Raw genomic sequence first — 2,065 nt, forward strand, 5'->3', positions numbered from 1 at the left:
CGACCATCTTCGCCAATTTCAGGGCCAAGGGGTTTGTCGTCATCTGCTATTAGCCGCCGACAGGACGTTGTTGGCGCAATGGAGCTCGTAGTCGGAGTGGGCGGCCGTATCTTGGCGACGATGCTGGCGGTAGCCGTCGGCATCGTCTTTCCGCTGTCTGCTGCGGCCGAAGGAAGTCGCCCCGTGCGTGGCGACGGGATGATCCCGTTTCTCGCCGTCACGGGCAGGCCCGCCGAGGCGGAGGTTCGCGCAAAGGTTGCGTTTTTTGAAAAACAGCACATAGAGTCTTTCCTGGTCTACGCGCGAAGCGGACTTGAGCTCGAGTACATGGGCGACGAGTGGCTGACCGTGTGCGAATGGCTCTGCGACGAGGCCGAAAGGCGAGGCATGAAGGTGTGGCTCTACGACGAGTACAACTGGCCGAGCGGAACGTGCAAGGGGCGCGTGCCGAACGAAAGCGACGCGTGGCGCTATGCAGAGTACGGAGTGTTCCGCAACCCGGACGGATCGTTTCGCTGGACTAGCGCGTTTGCCCCGGCCGGATGGGTGAACGTATGCGAGCCCGCAGCCGTGAGGCGGTTTGTCGAATTGACGCACGAAGCCTATGCGAAGCGCCTTGCCAGGTGGTTCGCCAACAAGACGATCCTCGGCATATTCACCGACGAGCCGGGGCATCCGGTCCGCGTCGCCTTCCCAGAGGGAAAGCCGCTTGTTTCGTTCCGCAGGTATTCCGGACTGGAGGACGAATACCGTGCCGCGACAGGTCGATCTCTCAAGGGCGACGTCGAGGAATGGCTGACGACGAGGAAAGGCGACGTTTGGGCCGTATATCTCGATCTCATGGGCAAGCGCTTTCGCTCCGCCTACTTCGACCAGATCCGCGAGTGGTGCGACCGACATGGAATCCTGCTCACGGGCCATGCGATCTGCGAGAACTTCATCTACGGATCGGTTCTATACAACGGAAATCCGATTCGCTGCCTGCGCGGAGAGTCCTTGCCCGGCATTGACGAGGTCTACACGGCCATCGATCCAGATCCGGCGGCAGACCCGCTGATCGAATGGGTGACGTACAACCTGGCGCGGCAGGCGATTCTGCACAGGGGGAACGGCGGTCTTGCGGAACTCTTCGCATGCGGCCCTCCGACGCATGTACCGGCTACGCTGCGCTTCGTAATGTGGCTGTGCGCGTTTCACGGCATCGACCACTATGTCACCAGCATGGACGCGATGGACATGCGCGGACTTGTCGAGAAGCACGGCTATCTTGCGCCGGCCGGGCAGATACACCCCTGGTACGAGCGGTATGCGCATCTGCTTGCCGACGAGGCGCGCGTTGCCGCGGAATGGGCGAGGAAAACCGTTGCGGAGCGCGAGGTGGCCGTGCGCTACCCGAGACGCGCGGCGGCCAGTCGGGCGTTTCAGCGCCCAAAAGAGGTCGGCGGCTACTACGATCTGCACGCGAGTTTCTTCGGTCTCCTGAGATTGCTTGAGACGAGCCAGGTCACATGCCGGCTCGTCGACGAAGACGAGCCGACGGACTTGCCGCTCGTGTTCTCGTGCCGCGAGGATGGACTCGTCGTGGAAGAACGCACCGGCAAGTCCGATTTGCGCGAGGCTCACGTCCTTGCGCTTTGCCGCGAACATTTGCCGGCGACGTTTTCCGTTTTCGAGCAGGATGGCGCATTCGCGAAAAATCTCCTTGTGCGGACTTTCACGGACGGTTCATCGGCCGTCCTCAACTTGCAGCCGTTCACGATGCGGACGCTTGTCGCCGAGAGGAAAGGCGAACGGACGGTGTTTGAGCTGCCAGGGCGGGGAGTTGCGAGGTTCCCTGCGGGAGCGTTGCCGCCTCCATCCGCTGCCTCCTTGTCCGTTCTGTCGCTGGCGAACGTCGGCTGGAAGCTTTCGCTAAGCGCCCCGAACGTCCGCCGTGTCAACTTTGACGAAACGAAGAAGGGCTCTGTCACGGTAGCGGAACCGCTGAAAGACGTCCGCCTCGTGACGCGCGAGTGCGCCATGAGCTACGCCGTGACGTCGTCTGGCCGTCCCATCGGGCTCAACG

The 2,065-nt window shown here is 62.2% G+C and carries 1 protein-coding gene; it reads left to right on the top strand.

The annotated features are described in order from the left end of the window. Positions 1-111: 111 nt before the first annotated feature. Positions 112-2,065: hypothetical protein (locus tag ACMUOV_RS08730; RefSeq protein ID WP_413854770.1), on the top strand; the 1,954-nt coding region annotated here is incomplete at its 3' end.

Origin of the sequence: Candidatus Ruminimicrobium bovinum (assembly GCF_902760015.1) — a bacterium.
In the GTDB taxonomy this organism is placed as follows: domain Bacteria; phylum Elusimicrobiota; class Endomicrobiia; order Endomicrobiales; family Endomicrobiaceae; genus Ruminimicrobium; species Ruminimicrobium bovinum.